Genomic DNA, 19,499 nt, shown 5'->3' with positions numbered 1-19,499 from the left:
TCCGCCGTCGTTACTTGAGTTTGAGGACCCGATCGGTCAGGGACAGCACCTCGGCGGCCAGGGACGGGTTCTCGTTGAGCCGAACGCCGTAGCCCGGGAGCATCTCCTTCAGCTTCGGCTCCCAGTCGGACATCTTGGCGGGGAAGCACCGCTTCAGGAGCTCCACCATGATCGGGGCCGCCGTGGATGCGCCGGGAGAGGCACCGAGCAGCGCACCGACCGAGCCGTCCGACGACGTGATGACCTCGGTGCCGAACTGCAGCACGCCGCCCTTCTTCGGAGCCTTCTTGATGACCTGTACACGCTGCCCGGCCGAGATCAGTTCCCACTTGCCCCCGTCGGCCGACGGGAGGAACTCGTTGAGCGACTCGTTCTTGGCATCGCGGTTCTTCAGGACCTCGGTGATGAGGTACTTGGTCAGCGGCATGTTGTCCTTCGCCACCGCGAGCATCGGCACGAGGTTCGACGGCCGGATGGAGCCGGGGAGGTCCAGGTAGGAGCCGCGCTTCAGGAACTTGGTGGAGAATCCCGCGTAGGGGCCGAAGAGCAGCGAACGCTCGCCCTTGACGAAGCGCGTGTCCAGGTGGGGCACGGACATCGGGGGAGCGCCCACCGACGCCTGGCCGTACACCTTGGCATTGTGCTGGCTGACCAGCTCGGCGTCGGTGCAGCGCAGGAACTGGCCCGACACGGGGAACCCCGCGAAGCCGCGACCCTCGGGGATCCCGCTGCGCTGCAGGAGGTGCAGGGCTCCGCCGCCCGCGCCGATGAAGACGAACTTCGTGGTCACGGTGGTGGTCTGGCCCGTCGCCCTGTTCTTGACCTTGACGTCCCAGCGGCCGTCGGAGGCGCGCGCGACGTCGAGCACGTCGAAGCCGTAGTGGAGGTCGACGCCGGTTCCCTCCAGGTAGCCGGTGAGCTGGCGCGTCAGGGCGCCGAAATCGACGTCCGTCCCGCCCTCGACACGCGACGCCGCGACGGGCTGGGAGGGGTTCCGGCCCTTCATCACCAGCGGTGCCCAGCCGGCGATGGTGTCGTGGTCCTCGCTGTGCTCCATCGTGTTGAACAGCGGCTGCGGGCTGAGCGCCTCGTAGCGCTTCCGCAGGTAGTCGGCGTTGGCCTGGCCCCAGACGAAGCTCATGTGCGGCACGGGATTGATGAACGTGCGCGGATCGCCGATGTGCCCCTCGGACACCATGTGCGACCAGAATTGGCGCGAGACCTGGAACTGCTCGTTGATTGCGACGGCCTTGGCGGGATCGACGGCCCCGTCCTTGCCGGCAGGAGCGTAGTTCAGTTCACACAGTGCCGCGTGGCCTGTTCCGGCATTGTTCCAGGGGTCGGAACTCTCGAGACCGGCGACGTCGAGCCGCTCGAAGAGTGAGATGTCCCACTCGGGCTGGAGCTGCCGGAGGAAGGCGCCGAGTGTGGCGCTCATGATCCCGCCGCCGATCAGGATGACGTCGGTGGACGTGGCGGGTGTGCCCTGGCTGTTTGTGGTCAACGTGGTCTCCAGTCGCGAGGTTCTAGCAGGGAAAGCCTAGCGTCTGGGAGTGACCTTACTTAAATCAGCGCGGCGTCCCCGGGCGTTGGTCCGGCGTCACTCCGAGGGGGCGGGCCGGGGCTCGACATCGGCGAGGTCGATCCGGTTGAAGACCTCGTTCATGACGGGGCTGACGGGGTAGGCCGTCACGCGCGCGCTCATCGCCAGCGCGGAGATCGGGAAGGCGAGCGGTACGGCGGGGATCCGGTCGGAGATCTGCGCACTGATGTCGCCATAGGCCGCCGTACGGTCCTCCCCGTTCGGCAGGCCCCGTGCCCGGTTGATCTTGCTGAACAGCTGGGGGTCCTCGTAGGCGAACTCGTCGTTGTAGCTGCCGAAGAGAGCGCCGACGAAGTTGTCAGGATCCTGGTACCCGCCACTCCAGCCGAGGAGGTGGAAGGCCCTGGCCCCGGACTCCTGGACCGTCGCCACATAGCCGTCGCTCCACTCGATCGGCACGGGCTTGATGTTGAACCCTGCTGCCGTCAGCTGGCGGCTCAGCTCGGCGTAGGCCTTCTCCGGCGACGGCAGGTAGGCGCGGGACACGTTGCGCGGGTAGTAGAAGGGGAGCTCCCGCCCGTCGTAGCCGGATTCGGCGAGCAGTTCCTGCGCGAGGTCGAGGTCGTAGTTGTAGTCCTCGACGGTGTCGTTGCTGACCCCGAGCTTCTCCGGGACGAACTGGCGCGCCGGCTTGGTCCCGTTCAGGAAGCGGCCGTCGATGAGCGCGTCCTTGTCGATGGCATGCGCGACGGCCTGGCGGAAGAGGATGTCGTCCACGCCGGGGAAGTCCTGGTTCATCCCCAGGTACAGCACCGAGTACGGGTCGCGCTGGAGGAACTGGAGTCCGTTGCGGGCCAGGTCGACGGCGCTGTCGACGGAGACGAAGTCGTAGCCGTCGATCCGCCCGGACGTCAGCGCCCGCGCCCTGGAATCGGGATTGGAGATGGTCGTGAACACCACCTTGTCGACCTCGCCCCGCTCACCCCAGTACCCTTCGACGAATTCGAGTTCCACGTCGCCCCGGGCCCAGGAGACGAGCCGGAACGGGCCCGTGCCCACGGGTGCCTGCCCGTAGCGGGAGACGGCCGCCCCGCCGCGCGACTCACTGAGGTCGTCCGCCGCCCCCGCCTCGAGTGCCGCAGGGGATGAGATGGCGAACGCCGGAGCCGCCAGCGCCGGGATGAGGCCGGTGATCCGCCCGTTCAGCCGGAGGAGCACGGTGTACTCCGCCGTCGCCGCGCACCCCTTGTACAGGCTGACGTCGGGCTGGTCCGAGAACGCCTTGAACACGCTCTCGAAGGGAAGGCGGGAGGTGCCGGAGCGGGCGCTCCGGGGCAGCGAGTACCAGCGGTCGAAGTTGGCGCACACCGCCTCCGCGTCGAACGGTTGGCCGTCGGAGAAGGCGACGTCGTCCCGCAGCGTGAATTCGTAGGCCCGGCCGCTGTCCTGTTCCTCCCACGACTCGGCCAGCAGCGCTGTCGGTTCCGACGTCAGCGGGTCGACGCCGACGAGGCCCTGCAGGATCTGCTGGGTCACGCGGTAGGACTCGGTGTCGTTGGCGAGCGCGGGGTCCAGCGTGCGGGGCTCGGCGGCAGTCCCGAAGGTGAAGGTCGAGGCGCCCGGCACGGTGGTGGCGGTCGCCGACGGCGGCGGTGGCGCGATCTCGGCCGGCGTGCAGGAGACGAGCGGCACCAGGGCCGCCAGCACCGCTGCCAGCGTTCCGCGGCGGCTGGCCCGTCCGCGGGTGCGGCGCGCGGCAGGGGTCTTCACAGGCTTCGATCTCCGAAAGGCAGGGGGATGCCCGGTCCTTCGGGAGCCGGGTGTCTGGAAAGCCCAAGTCTAGGCGATGGTCCTGTCCGCGCCACCCAGGAAGAGGGTGTATCAGCACGGGGGAACGGACCCCCTCGCCCGAGGGCGGGAGGGTCCGTCGGTGACCCCCGGCCCGGGTTAGAGGACCGGACCAAGGACATCGGTGGCGATCATGTCGATGCCACAGGTAGTTCGGCCGCCGTGGAGAGTTGGATGGGTCGCGCATGAGAAAGCCCTGCCGGGCATGAAAAAGCCCTGCCGGGCGCGAGCCCGGCAGGGCTGGTCCCCGGGGACTTACGGCCCGGGTGCTCCTGGTTTCGTGGTGCGCAAGAGGGGACTTGAACCCCTACGTCCGAAGACACTGGAACCTAAATCCAGCGCGTCTGCCAATTCCGCCACTCGCGCTCGGATGCCGCCCGGCAGGAGGGCATCCTTCGGGTTTCACTCTAGCGCCAAAGGGGCACGGCCTCCGATCCCTACGGGTCGGTCCCTACTGGTGGGTCCCTACTGGTCGATCCCGAGGTCGCGACGCAGCTTCGCCACGTGCCCGGTGGCCCGCACGTTGTACTGCGCGAGGGCGACCTTCCCGTTCCCGTCCACGACGACCGTGGAGCGGATGAGCCCCTCGTAGGTCTTGCCGTAGTTCTGCTTCTCGCCCCAGGCTCCGTAGGTCTCCGCGACCGCGTGGTCCTCGTCGGACAGGAGCGGGAAGTTCAGCGACTCGTTGCCGGCGAAGGCTGCCAGCTTGTCCACCGGGTCCGGTGAGATCCCGAGGACGCGGTAGCCCGCGGCGCCGAGCGAGGCCAGGTTGTCACGGAAGTCGCAGGCCTGTGTGGTGCATCCGGGCGTTGCCGCCGCAGGGTAGAAGTACACGACGACGTTGCTGCCCCGGAAGGAGGACAACGTCACCTCGTTGCCCTGGGCGTCGTTAAGCGTAAAGTCGGGGGCACTGTCACCTGTGGCTAGTCGTTGCGACATGGATACTCCTGAGGATTCGGACGGGCGGGAGGAGCCCGCCTCCCGGCAGGGTCCCCCTCGCGCTGACCGGAGGAATTGACTAGTCAGCCTAGATATCATAGGTGGAAGATCCGACGCCGACGGCGGCCGCCGGTCTCGCAAGCGAGAGGAAGTGCACTGTCCTATGCCCAATCTGGAGCAATGGCCCACCGGCCGACTGCTGACGACGGCCGCGCGCCTGGTGGAGCACGCCTGGAACGAGCGGTTGGTGGACATCGGCGTGACCCATGCGGGCGTGATCGCGCTGGGAGTCCTCGCCGACCAGGGGGCCATGACGCAGGCGGGCCTCGCCCAGATCGTGCGGGTCCAGGCGCAGACGATGGGCAAGACCCTCGCGCGCCTCGAGTCCAGGGGGCATGTGACACGGGTGCGCAACGACCTCGACCGACGCTCCCACCTGGTGTCCATCTCGCCGGCCGGGCGGGAAGTCCTCGATGCCGCGGACGACATCGAACGCACCCTGGTGGCGGGCGGCGGACTCGTCTCCGAGGAACTGCGGAGCCATCTCCAGGCGGTCATCCGTGAACTCGGGGCCCCACGCTGGAACCCGGCGCAGGCGACCGGCACGGCCGATGCCGACCTGCCCCTCGGGGAGCCGGGAGCGGCAGGACCCGCTGCGACCGTCGTCGGCTAGTTTTTCCGTTGCGCTGCTGGTGGGCGTCCGGTCGAAGCCCCTTGCCTACGGCGAGGGGCTCTTGCATGTCCTGACCCTCCCTTGACCGGGGAGCCGCTTTGTACAGGAGCGGCAGGGAAAGGGGAAGACCCCGACGCAAAAAGCTCCGGAGCAGAAGAGGGGTTGCGTACTAAGCAAGCTGATGTTTTGTTGGGAGACGTGAGTGCCCGACGCTTGATGGAGAACAGCATGCAGAGTACGGCCGCCCCCGTGGTGCCCGGCGAATCCCTTGCGGGGTACGTCGCCGACCAGAACGACGTCGAGCCGAACGACGCCGGACAGGACGAGCGCGACGACGTCGAGCAGGACGACCGGGACGACGTCGGACCGAACGGCCTCGACGACGCCGATCGCACCGGCGGCGAGGGAGCCGGCCGCACGTACCCCGAGCGTCCCCTCAAGGCGGCACTGCAGGACGACATCGCCCTGCGGCACATGGATATCGCAGAATCGGTGGCGCGGTCCTTCGCGGCGTCGGGGCCGGAGGCCTCCGACATTCGACAGGTCGCCTACCTCGGACTCATCAAGGCCGTGCAGCGTTTCAACCCGGCACGGGGCGTCCCCTTCGCCTCCTTCGCCGTCCCGACGATCAACGGCGAGATCAAGCGGTACCTGCGGGATTCGTGCTGGGTGGTCCGGCCGCCGCGGGAGGTCCAGGACCTGCGCACGGAGATCGCCCGGGCCGCACCCGCCATGGCCCAGAGGCTCGGCCGTGAGGCGACGGCCCGCGAACTCGGGCTGGAGCTCGGCTGGCCGGAGGAGAAGATCCGCGAGGCGCAGGCGTCCCATTCGAGCCTGCGGCCCGACTCCCTCGATGCGCCCTTCGAGGGACGCAGCTGGGCGGACACGCTGGCCACCGACTACAACGGCATGGAACGCAGCGACGACCTGATCTCCCTGCGCAGTGCCGTCAACGAACTCGACAGCAGCGAGAAGGAACTCCTCTACCGCCGCTACTTCATGGAGCAGACCCAGCAGTGCATCGGCGACGAGCTCGGGATGTCCCAGATGCAGGTCTCCAGGACCCTCGCACGGATCCTCGTCAAGCTGCAGAAGAGGCTCCTCGGCGCTCCTGCCGCCCAGGACCAGCGGGCGGCAGGACGCAGGATCGCCTGACCGGGCCCGGACCGGCCTGACCTCCAGGGGAGGAGCCCGACTGCGGGCGGACGGGCCTCCCCGGAGGACCGGACCTAGGAGATGCCGTGGTCCGCCGCGGCTGCCAGCACCTGTTCGACCGTCACGGCCAGCAGGGCGGGGTCAGGCGTGGGGGAGAAGGTCTCACCGAGGCGGAGGGACTCATCGGTCAGGACCGTGTGGGGTCCGGGCGGCGGCCCCCACGACGACACCGGCGCGGGCCCGAACAGGATGACCGACGGCCGCGCGTAGGCCGACGCGAGGTGGGCGGCGCCCGTGTCCGCGGAGATCACGAGGGACGCGCCCGCGATCAGCCGGGCGAAGCGGTCCAGCGGGAGCGTGCCGGCGGCGACCGTGTCCTCGGGAAGCCCGGCTGCGTCCGCGACGGCGAGGGCGCGCGGCCGCTCCTTCTCGCTGCCCGTGAAGACCACCTGATGGCCTGAGGCGGCCAGGGTGCGGGCCACGTCGGCGAACCGCTCGACCGGCCAGAGCCGGCTGCCGTACGCCGCCCCGACATGCACGACGACGGCGTCGGGGGCGGGGCTCTCGCCGTCGGGTACCCGGAGGCGGCAGTCCAGTGGATCTGCCGGGACGCCGTGCCAGCCGACGAGCGAGGCCCAGCGCTTCCGCTCGAGTGCGTCGTTGTCCCACGCGGGCCCGTCCCAGCCCGGGGCTCGATGGCCCATCAGGCGCTTCGCGCCGATCTCCTCGAGGCGTCCCCGGCTTTCCGGTCCGTTGCCGTGGAGGTTCACGGCCAGATCGATCCGCCCGTGCTCGATGGGCAGGGGGTCGTCGAGCCCGTGCGTGGGCAGCAGGTCGTCGACGGCATCCGTGAGGGCGACGATGGGGCGGAGCCATTCCTGCGCGGCGTAGAAGATCCGGTGGTCGGGGAATGCGCGGCGCAGCCCCCGGAGGGCGGGTACGGCGACGAGCAGGTCGCCGAGTTTCAGGGCGCGGAGGGCCAGGATCTCGGGACGCCCGTCGGGTGGGGGAGTCGTGCTGGGGATGGCACGGGGAGCGGGATCGGCGGCGGGGTGCCGGTGCGGTGCCTGGGATGCGTGGTGGGCGCTCGCGGCGCTGGTGCCCTCGGAAGTCATGCGAATTATCCTGCCAGAGGATCGGCGGGCGTCCGTCGTCGTGCGCCGGCGCGGGGCCGGGATCGCGGTTTGAAAGTAGCCGCGGGAGGAGGGGCAGGAGGAGGAACAGGAGAAGAAGTTCGGCAGAAAGTGTTTAGTACTGCTTCTTCCCGGGAACTAAGCCTGTATGAACACTTCGGCCGGACGATCCCAGACAGCCCCCCGGGCGGTCCTGTTCGACCGCGACGGGACCATCGTGGTCGACGTCCCGTACAACGGGAACCCAGCGCTCGTACGGCCCATGCCGGGGGCGCGTGAGGTCCTCGACGGCCTGCGCTCGCGGGGCATCCCCGTGGGGGTCGTCACCAACCAGTCGGGCATCGCGCGGGGCTTCGTCACGCGGGAGCAGGTGGATGCCGTCAACGCCCGGGTGGAGGAACTGCTGGGCCCCTTCGACGTCTGGGAGGTCTGCCCCCACGGGGCGTCCGACGGGTGCGCCTGCCGCAAGCCCGGTCCCGGCATGGTCCTCTCCGCCAGTGCGCGCCTCGGCCTCGACCCGTCCGACGTCGCCGTCGTGGGGGATATCGGTGCGGACATGGGTGCTGCCGCGGCCGCCGGGGCCCGCGGGGTGCTGGTCCCGACCGACATCACGCTCGAGGAGGAGATCCTCTCGGCCCCGGTTGTCGCCCGCGATCTCGCCCATGCCGTCGAGTCCCTGGGGGTGACGCCATGAGGCGGCGCGTGCTCGTGGCCCGGCTCGACAGCGCCGGCGACGTGCTCCTCGCCGGTCCGGCCGTCCGCGCGATCGCCGCAGGGGACCACGGGGACTCCCCGAACGACGTCGTCATGCTGTGCGGGCCGCAGGGGGCCGCGGCCGCCCGGCTCCTGCCCGGCGTCGTCGACGTTCTCACCTGGGCCGCGCCCTGGATCGTGGATCCCCCGCCCGAGGCCACTCCCGAACTCGTCGGGGAACTGCAGGAGGCGGTGCTGGCCCTGGACGTGGACGAGGCCGTTCTCCTGACCTCGTTCCACCAGTCGCCGCTGCCGCTCGCACTGCTCCTCCGGTTGGCCGGAGTGCGGCGGATCGCCGGTGCGTCCGTCGACTACCCGGGCTCGCTCCTGGACGTGCGGCTCAAGCCCGGTGAGGATTTCCCGGAGGACCAGCCGGAGGCCGAGCGCGCGCTGGGCATCGCGGAAGCCGCGGGCTACGCCCTGCCGCCCGGCGACGACGGCAGGCTCCAGGTCACCAACCTCACCGATGCGTCGGACCTCGTGGGACGGGGGCCCTACGTCGTCGTGCATCCCGGGGCGTCCGTGCCCGCTCGCGCCTGGCCGCCGCTGCACCACGCGGCCGCCGTCGAACTCCTGACGGCGGCCGGATTCCGCGTCGTCGTCACGGGCGGACCGAACGAGACCGACCTGACCTCCACCGTCGCCGGACCCGAGGCCCTGGACCTCGGCGGACGGACCGACCTCGCCGCGCTGGGTTCCGTCCTCGCCGGAGCGTCCGTCGTCGTCACCGGGAACACCGGTCCCGCGCACCTGGCGGCCGCCGTCGGCACCCCCGTGGTCTGCCTCTTCTCGCCCGTCGTCCCGGCGATCCGCTGGGCCCCCTACCGCGTGCCCGTCGAGCTGCTGGGGGACCAGCAGGCAGCGTGTGCGCTCAGCCGGGCCCGCATCTGCCCCGTCCAGGGCCACCCGTGCCTGTCCGACGTCTCCCCGGAGGACGTCGTCGACGCCGTCCTCCGACTCAGTTCCGGAATATCGTCACTCGGCTCGCGCCGCAGTATCGGCCGAACAGAAGGCCGCAGAACAACGAGGGGAAACCGATGAGGATCCTGTTATGGCACGTCCACGGAGGGTGGACCGACGCCTTCGTGAGGGGTGCACACACCTATGTGCTGCCGACCACCCCCGACGGCGGCGCGTGGGGCCTCGGCCGTGCCGGCCGCGACTGGCCGGCGTCCGTCATCGAGGTAGCGCCCTCCGACCTCCGGGATGCCGACATCGACGTCGTGGTCCTGCAGCGGGTCGAGGAGATCGCCGAGTGCGAGCGGCTCCTCGGGCGCACGCCGGGGCGGGACCTCCCGGCCGTCTTCCTCGAGCACAACACCCCGCGTCGCGACATCGTCGGCACCGTGCACCCGCTCGCCGGGCAGACCGACATCCCCGTCGTCCATGTCACCCACTTCAACGAACTCTTCTGGGACAACGGCTCCGCGAGGACCCGGGTCATCGAGCACGGCATCGTCGACCCGGGGTACCTCTACACCGGGGAGCTCGAGCAGCTCGCCGTCGTCATCAATGAGCCCGTCCGCCGCGGACGCATCACCGGCACGGACCTCCTTCCGCGGTTCGCGGGCGTCGCCCCGCTGGAGGTCTTCGGCATGGGCACGGACAAGCTTGCCGACACGCTCGACCTCGGCCCCGGGGAGCTGCGCATCGGCGGAGACCTTCCCATGGCTGCACTGCACGCCCGGCTCGGACGCTCCCGGGCCTACGTCCACCCCCTGCGCTGGACCTCCCTCGGGCTCTCCCTCCTGGAAGCCATGCACGTGGGGATCCCCGTGCTGGCGCTCGCGACGACGGAGGCGGCACGCGCGGTGCCCCCCGAAGCCGGAGCCGTCTCGACCAGCGTCGACGACCTCGTGCGGATGGCGGCGCGCCTGATCGAGGACCCGGACGAAGCCCGGACACGGGGACTGGCTGCCCGGGAGGCGGCACTCGCACGGTACGGGCTCGCCCGGTTCCTCGCCGACTGGGACGACGTCCTGGAGCAGGAGCCGACGCGGCACCCGGTCCTGGCGGTAACAGAAAGGAAAGCGCAGTGAGGATATCGATGGTGTCTGAGCATGCAAGCCCACTCGCGGCGTTGGGGGGCGTGGATGCCGGTGGGCAGAACGTCCATGTGGCCGAACTGTCCCTCGCGCTGGCCCGCCGGGGACATGAGGTCACGGTGTACACGCGCCGGGACGACCCGGCCCTGCCCGACCGCGTGCGGACCGACCCGAGGCTGGAGGTCGTGCACATCACCGCGGGACCCGTGCGCAGCGTCCCGAAGGACATGCTGCTGCCCTACATGGGCGAGCTCGCCGCCGGCATCGTGGAGGACTGGGGCACCGAGCCGCCGGACATCGTGCACGGGCACTTCTGGATGTCGGGACTCGCCGCGCTCGATGCCGCCGGACAGTCACGGACCGCCGGGCGGCCGGTGCAGGTCGTCCAGACCTTCCACGCACTCGGAACGGTCAAGCGCCGTCACCAGGGCGGCGAGGACACCAGCCCGTCCGAGCGCCTCATGCTCGAGACCATGGTGGGCCGGAGCGCCGACCGCATCGTCGCGACCTGCTCGGACGAGGTCTTCGAGCTCAAGGCCATGGGCGTCCCGGGCAGCCGGGTGTCGATCGCCCCCTGCGGCGTGGACCTCGACCTGTTCACGCCGCGCGGCCCGGTGGAGGAGCGCGGACGCGCCCACCGGATCGTGAGCGTGGGCCGCCTCGTGCCCCGCAAGGGCATGGACCTCGCGATCCGCGCCCTGCGCGAGCTCGCCGACATGGGGCGCGACGACGTCGAACTCGTCATCGTGGGCGGCGCGGGCAACTCCACCGGGCTCGAGGACGATCCCGAGGCGCAGCGGCTCCGCGCACTGGCGGTCGACCTCGGCATCGATGACAGGGTTCTCCTCCGCGGCCAGATGTCACGTGCCGAGATGCCCGCGGTCCTTCGGAGCGCCGACGCCGTCGTCTGCGCGCCCTGGTACGAGCCGTTCGGCATCGTCCCCCTCGAGGCGATGGCCTGCGGGGTGCCCGTGATCGCCGCGGCCGTCGGCGGGCTCGTGGACACGGTGGTGGACGGCAAGACCGGGCTCCACGTCCCCCCGCAGGACCCGGCGGCCATCGCGGCGGCCATCGCCGATATCGTCGCCGATCCCGAGTGGGCTCGCGAACTCGGCGACAACGGCTACCGCCGCGTCAGGGCCCGCTACTCCTGGAGCCGCATCGCGGCCGACACCGAGAAGGCCTACCAGACGGCACTGGGCGCGGCAGCGCCCGCACAACCGGCAACAGCGCGGCGCAGTACCGCGCGTCGACTCGAAAGCACAGGAGGCAGGGCACTGTGACCACGCATTTCTCCGACGTATTCCCGGATACGCGCACCGCGGCACCGGCCGCGACACCGACGATCGCACCGGCAGCTACGGCCCTCGATCCGGGCGGCCCGGACACCAGGGCCGACCAGGTGCGGGCCGATTCGCACCGGATCGTCCGTGAGCACCTGCGCGCTGTCGCACCGGCGGTCGAGTCCCTCCTCGGCAGCACCGCCACCCTGGCGGCCTGGGGCGTGGAGATGGCGGACCGCCTCCTGGCCGGCCAGCGCCTCCTCGCAGCGGGCAACGGCGGCTCGGCCGCCGAGGCGCAGCACCTGACCGCCGAGCTCGTGGGCCGGTTCGACGGCGAACGCGAGCCGTTCTCCGCGATCTCGCTCCACGCGGAGAGCTCCGCGGTGACGGCGATCGCCAACGACTACGGCTTCGACCGGATGTTCGCCCGCCAGGTGAGCGCCCACGGCCGTCCGGGGGACATCCTCATGCTCCTGAGCACGAGCGGCAAGAGCCCCAACCTGCTCCACGCGGTGGAGGCCGCACGTGCGGCCGGTATCACCACCTGGGCGCTCACCGGTGTGGGTCCCAATCCGCTGACCGAGTGCGTGGACGACTACGTGGCGGTCGACGCGCAGTCCGCCAATGCCCAGGAGGGCCACCTGATCGCCCTCCACGCCATCTGCCGTGCCTTCGACGCCGAGGTGCGCCGCCGGCGGGAGGAGCAGCGATGAGGATCGTGGTGGTCGGAGACGTACTGCTGGACACGGACCTGTCCGGTGGCGCCGGGCGGCTCTCGCCCGACGCCCCCGTGCCCGTCGTCGACGTCGACGCGGTCCAGCGCCGCGCGGGCGGAGCGGGCCTGGTGGCCCGCATGCTGCAGGCCGACGGGCACGACGCCGTCCTGGTCACCGTCCTCGGTGAGGACGACGCCGCCGGGCTGCTGCGCGCCGAACTCGACGGGATCACCGTCGTCGCCGGCCCCTCGGGCGCGCCCACCCCCGTGAAGACGCGCGTGCGCGCCTCCGGGCAGCCCGTGGTGCGCTTCGACGAGGGGTGCGCGAAGCCGCCCGTCCCGGGCTGCGCAGCGGACATGCTCTCGGCACTTGAGGGAGCCGACGCGATCATCGCCGCTGACTACGGCCGCGGGCTGCTCGCGAACGAGGACCTGCGTGCCCGCCTCGAGGCGCTCTCCGCCTCCATCCCCGTGGTCTGGGACCCCCATCCCGCCGGAGCGCAGCCCGTCCCGGGTGTCGCTGCCGTGACCCCGAACATCGGCGAGGCCCTCCGTTTCGCGGACGTCCAGGGTTCGGGGACCTCCGCGGCCGCCGCGGCTGCAGAGGTGCTGATCGGCACCTGGCAGAGCAAGGCCGTCCTCGTCACGATGGGGGAGCACGGGGCGCTCGTCGCCGCAGCCGGCCTCCTGCCCCAGGTGGTACCGGCGCCACGCGTGAGTGCCTCCGACCCCTGCGGGGCCGGTGACCGCTTCGCCTCCGCGCTCGCCGTCGGACTGGCGCAGGGAGCTCCGATCGACGCCGCGGCGCAGCAGGCGACCGAGGCCGCCGCGCACTTCCTGGCGTCCGGAGGCGTGGGCGCCATGGGCAGGAGCCGGGACGAGACGCCCGAGCAGCTGCCCATCGACGGCCTCGACGCCCTCAACGTCGTCCGCCGGATCCGGGAATCAGGAGGGACGGTGGTGGCGACCGGCGGGTGCTTCGACCTCCTGCACGCGGGCCACGCCCGCACGCTCGCTGCCGCCCGGCGCCTCGGCGACTGCCTCATCGTCTGCCTCAACTCGGACGAGTCGGTGCGCGGGCTGAAGGGCGAGGACCGGCCGATCATCCGGCAGGAGGACCGCGCCGAGCTGCTGTCCGCCCTCGAATGCGTCGACGCGGTGCTCATCTTCAGCGAGTCCACCCCCGAGAACGCCATCTCGCGCCTGCAGCCCGACATCTGGGTCAAGGGCGGCGACTACGCCGCGGAGGACCTGCCCGAGGCCGCCCTCGTCAGCAGCTGGGGCGGCAGGACGGTCACCGTCCCCTACATCCCGGCCCGCTCCACCACGAAACTTGCAGCCGCGCTCGCCCGCGTCGGCTGACGGGCTGCAGATCCGCGCCCGGTCCATGTCGTCGACCGGGTGCACGCAACGAAAGGAACAGCATGACTGAGAATGCATCAACCACCACAGGAACCGCCGCAGGAACAGCCGCAGGAACCGGGAGCTCCAACCCCGGGCGGGTCCTGGTGACCGGCGGAGGCTCGGGCCTCGGCGCTGCCATCGTGCAGGGCGTCATCGCCGCGGGAGGCACCCCGGTGGTGCTCGACCGCGACATCAGCCGCGTGACGGGCGTCAAGGCCTTCGAGGTCGACGTGGCGGACCGTGAGGCGGTCGAGGCGGCAGTCCGGGAGGCCGCGGAGATGATGGACGGCCTGGACGCCGTCGTCACCGCGGCCGGCATCGACCGGTGCGGCGCCCTCGACACGGTGCCTGCCGACCAGTGGGAGAAGGTGATCGGCGTGAACCTCATGGGGACCGCGTCGACCGCCCGCGCCGCCCTGCCGTACCTCAAGAAGACCCACGGCCGTGTGGTCACGATCGCCTCGACGCTGGGCATCAAGGCCGTCGGCGACGCGACGGCCTACTGCGCCTCCAAGTTCGGCGTCATGGGGTTCTCCCAGGCACTGGCCGCGGAGACCGCCGGCCAGATCGGCGTCACGACGATTATCCCCGGCGGCATGAAGACCCGCTTCTTCGACGACCGCGACGAGCAGTACAAGCCGCAGGACGATTCACGGCTGAACGACCCGGAGCGCGTCGCCGAGGCGATCCTCTTCGCGCTGTCGCAGCCCAAGAGCTGCGAGATCCGCGAAATGGTCATCGCCCACGCAGAAGAAGGCTCGTGGCCCTGAGTTCCGCCACGTCCGCGTAGACGGCGTCGGGCTGGACGGCCGCAACGAGCGAGTCATCGTGCTCGCAGCGTTCGGCGGTCCAGCCCACCTGCCGGACGTCCACCCCGCACACGGGGCACGAGGCCACCCAGGAGAAATGCACGCGGTGGAGCGATCGTCCCATCGCTCCCGCGTTGATCACATTGCCGATCCAGTAGACGCCGACGGTCGGCGTGCCGGCTGCCTGGGCCAGGTGCCGCGGCCCGCTGTCGTTGCCGACCATGACCGCGCTGCGGTCGAGCACCCCCGTCAGCTCGCCCAGCGTCAGCTGCCCGGCCAGAGAACGGACGTTCGCCGTCGGGTCGCGATCGAGCGCCAGGCGCACGATCTCCTCCGCCGTCGGGACATCCGTGGCATCCCCGACCACCAGCACCTCGCAGCCATCGGACGCTGCCCTCACGGCGACGTCCGCGAAGGACGACGACGGCCACCTCCGGCGCGGGTCCGTGGCTCCGGGGTGGAGCGCTATCACGGCGCCGCCCCCGGTCAGTGCGGCCGCGCGTTCGGCCTCCTCCGGCAGGACCTGGACCCGCGGCTCCAGGTCGACGGGTGTCGCGCCGGCCAGGCCCACCACCTCGAGGGCGCGGAACACCTCGTGCTGGTAATACACGTACGGGATGGTCCGTTCGAGTTCCGCGGCGTCGGGCGTGCGTGTCCCGATCGTGTGCCGGGCTTCCAGGCGCAGCAGGAAGGGATTCGAGTTGCGCCCACCACCATGGAGCTGGACGGCGAGATCGAAGGACCCGCGGATCCCGTCGAAGAACCGGTCGACGGCACCCGGGTCCTCATCGCCCGGCCGTACGCCGGGAGAGGACGGAAGTTGCAGGACGGCGGACACGGGCCCCGGCCTGCCCTCGAGCAGGGCGGCGTGGCCGGGCATGCCGAGGAGAGTGATCTCGGCATCCGGGTACCGGTTCTTGAGGGCCGCGATGGCCGGCATGGCGAACATGAGGTCGCCGAGTCCGCCGCCCCGCAGGACGGCGATCCGCCGGATGTCCGTGAACGGGGCGAGCACGGGCCCGACGGACCGCGCCGTGTCCTGCCGCCCGCCGAAGTCCGCCGTCGTGTCCTGCTGTGTCACGTATGTCCCCGTTCCTGTGCCTGATGTGCTGGTGTTCCTGGTGTGCCCCTTCACCGACAGGGCTGCTGCTGTCCATGCCTTCTACAAAAGCGGTGAGGCGGCCACGCCTCCTCCTGCCACATTATGCTAAGCGTGCTGATGGATGCGGGTGCAGAAATCGGCCGGTGGCGTGTGTGAACGCACGGCAGGTGGGTACGGGACCACTAGCCGTGCGGTGGAACCATGCCGCGGCGGTCCACGACATCAAGGAGAGCAATGTCCATCAACTCCCAGGCACACTCCCCGCTTGATGTGCAGGAGGACGAGTCGATCACCATCTCCGACCCCCGGGACGGCAGCGAGGTCGGGACCCTTCCCGGCGCTGCCCGCGAACAGGTGGCACTCGCGGTCTCACTGGCACGGGCGGTGCAGCCCGAGTGGGCGGCCACGAGCCCCGCGGACCGGGGCGCCGCGCTCCGGCGGGCCGCGGGTGCGCTCCGCGCCGGCGCCCGCGAACTCGCCGAACTCAACACGCGGGAGACCGGCAAGCCCCTCGAGGACGCGCTCGGCGGCATCGAAGCCGGGATCTCCACGCTGGAGCAGTACGCGGAACTCGGCCCCGTCCACCGTGGACTCAGCCTGCGGGGAGCTGTCACCGCCACCGACTACACCGTGGCCGAGCCGCGGGGAGTGGCCGTGCTCCTGACCCCCTGGAACGACCCCGTGGCCGTCGCCGCCGGACTCATCGGTGCAGCCCTCGTCACGGGCAACGCCGTCATCCACAAGCCGAGCGAACGGTGCCCGCACGTGGGCGAACTGCTCGGACGGCTGCTGCAGCCGGCCTTCCCGGACGGCGTCCTCACCACGCTCACCGGTGGTGCCGGGGTGGGCCAGATGCTCACGATGGAGACCGGCGTCGACGTCTTCGCCCACGTCGGTTCGAGCGCCACCGGGGCCCGGATCGCACGCGCCGCGTCCCTCACCGGCGCGCACGTGCTCCGCGAGAACGGCGGGAACGACCCCCTGATCATCGACGCCGGCGTCGACCCCGTGTGGGCAGCAGGCCAGGCGGCCCTCGGTGCCTTCGCCAATGCAGGCCAGATCTGCACGTCGGTGGAGCGTATCTACGTCCACCGGGCCATCGCCGAACCGTTCCTGGCCGCTCTCACCGAGGAGGCGCGCAGCCGGAACGCGAGCGGGACGTTCCCCCCGCTGGTGGACCGCCGCATGCGGGACGCCGTCGACGCTCAGGTCCGTGAGGCCGTCCAGCTCGGCGCCGACCCCCTCGAGGGCGGCAGCGTGCCCGAGGGCCCCGGAGCCCGGTACCCGGCCACGGTCCTGGCGGGCTGCACGGAGGCCATGACGATCATGACGGAGGAGACGTTCGGGCCCGTTGCGCCCGTGACCGTGGTCGACAGCTTCGACGAGGGCCTCCGCCTCGCTGCCGCCGGCCCCTACGGCCTGGCCGCATCCGTCCTCACCGGCAGCATCGCGCACGCCCAGCGTGCCATCGCCGGACTGGCCGTCGGCACCGTCAAGGTGAACGCGGTCTTCGGCGGCGCCCCGGGCGGCTCCGCCCAGCCCCGCGGCATCAGCGGGGCCGGCTTCGGCTACGGACCCGAACTGCTCGACGAGTTCGCCCTGGTGAAGGTCGTCCACATCAGCGCACCGCCGGAGGGTGCCTGATGGACGACGCACTGCAGGACTCCGCCGGGAGCACGACGCCGGACGGTGCGGGGGACCTCTCCGAGGTCCGTGGGCTCGCAGCCTGGGTCCCGGCCGCCATCGCCGACCGCGCACCCCGCATCACGGTGGTAGGCGACGCCATGCTCGACGGATGGTGGAGCGGTACCATCGAGCGCTTCTGCCGCGAGGCTCCGGCGCCCGTCGTCGACATCACCCGGCGCGACTACGCCGCCGGTGGTGCGGCGAACACGGCCATGAACCTCGCCGCCCTCGGCGCGCGGGTGCGGATGTGCGGACTCATCGGGACGGACGACGCCGGTCGCCGCCTGCACGCGATCCTCGAGGACGCCGGGGTGGACACGACGGACCTCGTGCAGGACGACCGCGTGGGCACCACCACGAAGTACCGGATCCTCGGTGGCGACCAGGTCATGCTCCGGCTCGACGACACGCACGACCAGCTCCCCCCGGAGGCCGTCACCGCGCTCGCCGCTCGAATCCCCCATGCCGTCGCGGGCGCCGACGCCATCGTCGTCTGCGACTACGGCTCGGGTGCCCTCGGGGACGAGGTCCGGGCCGCCCTGGTGCGCGCCTCGGCGGTCGGCCCGGAGACGCTCGTTGTCGTCGACGCCCACGACACCGCGGCCTGGTCCGCGCTGGGCCCCGACATCGTCACCCCCAACGCGCAGGAGGCCGCCCAGGTCCTCGCGATGCGCCTCGACCCGCGGTCGGACCGCGCCGCGACGGTGACCGAACGGCGGAGCGAGCTCCTGGCGGCCACGAACGCGGCCGCCGTCGTCGTGACCCTCGACCGCGACGGCACCGTGCTGCTCAGCCAGGACGGCGAGGAGCACCGCACGTGGGCAAAGCCCGCCACCGAGAAGCAGGCCTCCGGTGCGGGCGACACCTTCGTCGCGAGCCTCACGGCCGCGCGCGCAGCGGGCCTGCCGCTCACGACGAGCCTCGACCTCGCCCAGGCGGCGGCCGACGTCGTCGTCCATCGGCCGGGCACCTCCGTCTGCACGACGGCGGACCTGACGGGCCACCTGCAGCAGTTCGCGGACACCGCGCTGTCGACGGCGGAACTGCTCCGGAAGGTGGCGGACGACCGCGCGGCGGGACGCCGCATCGTCCTGACCAACGGCTGCTTCGACGTGCTGCACCGCGGTCACACCCGCTACCTCAACCAGGCGAAGCAGCTCGGCGACGTCCTCGTGGTGGCCCTGAACGACGACGACGGCGTGCGGAGGCTGAAGGGCCCCGACCGTCCCATCAATCCGATCGCGGACCGCGCGGGCGTCATCGCCTCGCTCAGCTGCGTCGACTACGTCACCGTCTTCGGCTCCGACACACTCGTCCCGCTGATCGAACTGCTGAAGCCCGATGTGTATGCCAAGGGCGGTGACTACACCACGCAGATGCTCGAGGAGGCTCCCGCCGTCGAGGCCTGCGGCGGCCGGGTCAGCATCCTCGACTACGTCCCGGAACACTCGACCGCGGCCGTGGTGCGCCGGATCCGCTCGAGCCCGCTGGCAGGGGACCTGCCGTGACCCGCCGCTGGTCGGGGGAGTGGGCCCTGGACACGTCCGGGGACGAGCCCGCCGTCGATGTGCTGATCCCGTCCTTCGGCCGCCCCGCCGAACTCGCCGTGACGCTCTCCGGGCTCGCGGCCCAGGACGGCGTGCCGTTCCGGGTGATCGTGAGCGACCAGACCGAGGGGGCCGAGGCGTCCTACGAGCACCCCGCCGTCCGCGCGATGGTGCGGGTCCTCGAAGCCCAGGGCCGCCCGGTGCGGCTCGAACGCCACCTGCCGCGCCGGGGGCTGGCGGAACACCGCAGCTACCTGCTGGGACTGGCGAGCGCCCCGCTCGTCCTGTTCGTCGACAACGACGTCTGGCTGGAACCCGGTTCGGTGGACCGCATGACGAGGGCGATCCGGGCGGCCCGGTGCGGATTCATCGGATCCGCCGTCCAGGGCCTGTCCTACCTCGAGGACCGCAGGCCGCACGAGCGGGCGGAGCTCGCGCTGTGGCCGGACGACGAGGTGACGCCGGAGCGGATCCGCCCCGGGTCGGAGGGCTTCGCCCGCTGGCCGCTCCACAACGCGGCGAACCTCGCCCATGCCGCGGCCGAACTGGCGATCCCGCCCGGGGGCTGGCGGCTGTATCGCGTCGCCTGGGTGGGCGGATGCGTGCTGTTCGACCGCGAGGCGCTCGTGGAGTGCGGCGGGTTCGACTTCTGGGACGAGCTCCCGCCCGAGCACGCCGGCGAGGACGTCGCCGCCCAGTGGCGCGTCATGGAACGCCACGGCGGGGCGGGCATCATCCCCTCCGGAGCCGTACATCTCGAGGCGCCCACCACGGTGGTCGACCGCGCAATAGACGCTGCCCACGTGATCCTGGGCCAGTGACGGTGCCCGTCCCCGGAGCACCGTGCAAGAGAACCGACACGAA

General features: G+C 71.3%; 17 protein-coding genes and 1 tRNA gene. 12 read left to right on the top strand and 6 right to left on the bottom strand.

All coding sequences use genetic code 11. From position 1 onward, the window contains the following. Window positions 1-10 precede the first annotated feature (10 nt). From ACX80I_RS01810 to bcp, 4 genes are all read right to left on the bottom strand, one after another. A complete protein-coding gene (locus ACX80I_RS01810; protein WP_459343462.1) occupies window positions 11-1,504 on the bottom strand; it encodes a malate:quinone oxidoreductase in 1,494 nt (497 codons plus the stop codon). Between the two features lie 96 nt (window positions 1,505-1,600). After that, window positions 1,601-3,313, bottom strand: coding sequence for an ABC transporter substrate-binding protein (locus ACX80I_RS01805; protein ID WP_459343461.1), 1,713 nt, complete (start codon window positions 3,311-3,313; stop codon window positions 1,601-1,603). 359 nt (window positions 3,314-3,672) lie between these two features. Next, a tRNA-Leu gene (locus ACX80I_RS01800) sits at window positions 3,673-3,757 on the bottom strand. Between the two features lie 99 nt (window positions 3,758-3,856). Beyond that, window positions 3,857-4,330, bottom strand: a complete 474-nt coding sequence (gene bcp, locus ACX80I_RS01795) for a thioredoxin-dependent thiol peroxidase (protein WP_459343460.1) — start codon at window positions 4,328-4,330, stop codon at window positions 3,857-3,859. Window positions 4,331-4,493: 163 nt separating this feature from the next. Between bcp and ACX80I_RS01790 the strand changes: the two genes are divergently transcribed. Both ACX80I_RS01790 and ACX80I_RS01785 read left to right on the top strand, forming a co-directional pair. Continuing rightward, the gene (locus ACX80I_RS01790; RefSeq protein WP_459343459.1) at window positions 4,494-5,003 is read left to right on the top strand and encodes a MarR family winged helix-turn-helix transcriptional regulator; all 510 of its coding nucleotides are present in this window, start codon (window positions 4,494-4,496) and stop codon (window positions 5,001-5,003) included. A gap of 228 nt (window positions 5,004-5,231) precedes the next feature. Beyond that, window positions 5,232-6,158: a sigma-70 family RNA polymerase sigma factor gene (locus ACX80I_RS01785; protein WP_459343458.1), complete on the top strand. Its 927-nt coding sequence runs from the start codon at window positions 5,232-5,234 to the stop codon at window positions 6,156-6,158. A 74-nt stretch (window positions 6,159-6,232) separates the two neighbouring features. Here ACX80I_RS01785 and ACX80I_RS01780 read toward each other — a convergent pair whose 3' ends face one another. Then, entirely contained in the window at window positions 6,233-7,273 is a 1,041-nt protein-coding gene (locus ACX80I_RS01780; RefSeq protein ID WP_459343457.1) for a glycosyltransferase family 9 protein, read from the bottom strand. A gap of 166 nt (window positions 7,274-7,439) precedes the next feature. Between ACX80I_RS01780 and ACX80I_RS01775 the strand changes: the two genes are divergently transcribed. The 7 genes from ACX80I_RS01775 (at window position 7,440) to ACX80I_RS01745 (ending at window position 14,261) form a co-directional block, all read left to right on the top strand. Next, the gene (locus ACX80I_RS01775) at window positions 7,440-7,985 is read left to right on the top strand and encodes a D-glycero-alpha-D-manno-heptose-1,7-bisphosphate 7-phosphatase (protein ID WP_459343456.1); all 546 of its coding nucleotides are present in this window, start codon (window positions 7,440-7,442) and stop codon (window positions 7,983-7,985) included. Further along, a complete protein-coding gene (locus ACX80I_RS01770) occupies window positions 7,982-9,085 on the top strand; it encodes a glycosyltransferase family 9 protein (RefSeq protein WP_459343455.1) in 1,104 nt (367 codons plus the stop codon). Before ACX80I_RS01775 ends, ACX80I_RS01770 begins: the two co-directional genes overlap by 4 nt. Beyond that, a complete protein-coding gene (locus tag ACX80I_RS01765) occupies window positions 9,082-10,083 on the top strand; it encodes a glycosyltransferase (RefSeq protein ID WP_459343454.1) in 1,002 nt (333 codons plus the stop codon). The genes ACX80I_RS01770 and ACX80I_RS01765 overlap by 4 nt, the downstream gene beginning before the upstream one ends. Continuing rightward, window positions 10,080-11,372 (top strand): glycosyltransferase, encoded by a 1,293-nt coding sequence (locus tag ACX80I_RS01760; RefSeq protein ID WP_459343453.1) that lies wholly within the window; start codon window positions 10,080-10,082, stop codon window positions 11,370-11,372. The genes ACX80I_RS01765 and ACX80I_RS01760 overlap by 4 nt, the downstream gene beginning before the upstream one ends. Beyond that, window positions 11,369-12,085 (top strand): D-sedoheptulose-7-phosphate isomerase, encoded by a 717-nt coding sequence (locus tag ACX80I_RS01755; RefSeq protein ID WP_459343452.1) that lies wholly within the window; start codon window positions 11,369-11,371, stop codon window positions 12,083-12,085. The genes ACX80I_RS01760 and ACX80I_RS01755 overlap by 4 nt, the downstream gene beginning before the upstream one ends. Further along, the gene (gene rfaE2, locus ACX80I_RS01750) at window positions 12,082-13,449 is read left to right on the top strand and encodes a D-glycero-beta-D-manno-heptose 1-phosphate adenylyltransferase (RefSeq protein WP_459343451.1); all 1,368 of its coding nucleotides are present in this window, start codon (window positions 12,082-12,084) and stop codon (window positions 13,447-13,449) included. The genes ACX80I_RS01755 and rfaE2 overlap by 4 nt, the downstream gene beginning before the upstream one ends. 62 nt (window positions 13,450-13,511) lie before the next feature. Further along, complete coding sequence (locus tag ACX80I_RS01745) at window positions 13,512-14,261, top strand: SDR family oxidoreductase (protein ID WP_459343450.1); 750 nt, start codon at window positions 13,512-13,514, stop codon at window positions 14,259-14,261. Here the strand turns inward: ACX80I_RS01745 and ACX80I_RS01740 are convergent. After that, window positions 14,227-15,381, bottom strand: coding sequence for a glycosyltransferase family 9 protein (locus ACX80I_RS01740; RefSeq protein WP_459343449.1), 1,155 nt, complete (start codon window positions 15,379-15,381; stop codon window positions 14,227-14,229). The two genes, ACX80I_RS01745 and ACX80I_RS01740, sit on opposite strands and share 35 nt — an antisense overlap. Before the next feature lie 255 nt (window positions 15,382-15,636). On the opposite strand from ACX80I_RS01740, the gene ACX80I_RS01735 reads away from it, so the two are divergent. The 3 genes from ACX80I_RS01735 to ACX80I_RS01725 are packed head-to-tail and all read left to right on the top strand — an operon-like array spanning window position 15,637 to window position 19,456. Continuing rightward, on the top strand, window positions 15,637-17,046 hold the full coding sequence (locus tag ACX80I_RS01735) for an aldehyde dehydrogenase family protein (protein WP_459343448.1): 1,410 nt from the start codon (window positions 15,637-15,639) through the stop codon (window positions 17,044-17,046). Beyond that, the gene (locus ACX80I_RS01730) at window positions 17,046-18,596 is read left to right on the top strand and encodes a PfkB family carbohydrate kinase (protein WP_459343447.1); all 1,551 of its coding nucleotides are present in this window, start codon (window positions 17,046-17,048) and stop codon (window positions 18,594-18,596) included. The genes ACX80I_RS01735 and ACX80I_RS01730 overlap by 1 nt, the downstream gene beginning before the upstream one ends. Beyond that, window positions 18,593-19,456, top strand: coding sequence for a glycosyltransferase (locus tag ACX80I_RS01725; protein ID WP_459343446.1), 864 nt, complete (start codon window positions 18,593-18,595; stop codon window positions 19,454-19,456). The genes ACX80I_RS01730 and ACX80I_RS01725 overlap by 4 nt, the downstream gene beginning before the upstream one ends. The last annotated feature ends 43 nt before the right edge of the window (window positions 19,457-19,499 follow it).

This window comes from Arthrobacter rhamnosi (assembly GCF_054510855.1).
The sequence above is the reverse complement of the archived record's forward strand: the minus strand, read 5'-3'. Positions and strand labels throughout refer to the sequence as shown.

What these genes read in the sequence shown, in the direction of transcription:
- bcp (WP_459343460.1), bottom strand. Translation starts at nt 4,330, where the DNA reads ATGTCGCAACGACTAGCCACAGGTGACAGTGCCCCCGACTTTACGCTT.
- ACX80I_RS01790 (WP_459343459.1), top strand. Translation starts at nt 4,494, where the DNA reads ATGCCCAATCTGGAGCAATGGCCCACCGGCCGACTGCTGACGACGGCC.
- ACX80I_RS01785 (WP_459343458.1), top strand. Translation starts at nt 5,232, where the DNA reads ATGCAGAGTACGGCCGCCCCCGTGGTGCCCGGCGAATCCCTTGCGGGG.
- ACX80I_RS01780 (WP_459343457.1), bottom strand. Translation starts at nt 7,273, where the DNA reads ATGACTTCCGAGGGCACCAGCGCCGCGAGCGCCCACCACGCATCCCAG.
- ACX80I_RS01775 (WP_459343456.1), top strand. Translation starts at nt 7,440, where the DNA reads ATGAACACTTCGGCCGGACGATCCCAGACAGCCCCCCGGGCGGTCCTG.
- ACX80I_RS01770 (WP_459343455.1), top strand. Translation starts at nt 7,982, where the DNA reads ATGAGGCGGCGCGTGCTCGTGGCCCGGCTCGACAGCGCCGGCGACGTG.
- ACX80I_RS01765 (WP_459343454.1), top strand. Translation starts at nt 9,082, where the DNA reads ATGAGGATCCTGTTATGGCACGTCCACGGAGGGTGGACCGACGCCTTC.
- rfaE2 (WP_459343451.1), top strand. Translation starts at nt 12,082, where the DNA reads ATGAGGATCGTGGTGGTCGGAGACGTACTGCTGGACACGGACCTGTCC.
- ACX80I_RS01745 (WP_459343450.1), top strand. Translation starts at nt 13,512, where the DNA reads ATGACTGAGAATGCATCAACCACCACAGGAACCGCCGCAGGAACAGCC.
- ACX80I_RS01735 (WP_459343448.1), top strand. Translation starts at nt 15,637, where the DNA reads ATGTCCATCAACTCCCAGGCACACTCCCCGCTTGATGTGCAGGAGGAC.
- ACX80I_RS01730 (WP_459343447.1), top strand. Translation starts at nt 17,046, where the DNA reads ATGGACGACGCACTGCAGGACTCCGCCGGGAGCACGACGCCGGACGGT.